The sequence below is a fragment of the Martelella sp. FLE1502 genome (assembly GCF_053484255.1).
In genome coordinates, this window is sequence record NZ_JBAKFQ010000083.1 from 1 (window position 1) to 229 (window position 229).

1 pseudogene is annotated in these 229 nt (G+C 59.4%); it reads left to right on the plus strand.

Annotated elements, in window-relative coordinates:
• Positions 1–48: 48 nt before the first annotated feature.
• Positions 49–229: pseudogene (locus V6767_RS22770) on the plus strand (hypothetical protein); the annotation flags it as partial.

Below are 229 nucleotides of genomic sequence, written 5' to 3' on the forward strand. Positions count from 1 at the left end.
ACAGCCACGTACATCACGCTCGAAGCAGCACCCGGCAGAGGGCCGGAATTGGCAGCCTTGCTGACCGCAGCTGGTCCCATCGTCGGAGAAACCGAACCCGGCACATTGTTCTGGGCGGCGCTGCAGATTGACGAAACATCCTTCGCAATCTTCGACATCTTCACCAACAATGCTGGCCGTGAAGCACACTTTGCCGGTCAAGTCGCCGGGCTGCTGAACAAACGGGCAG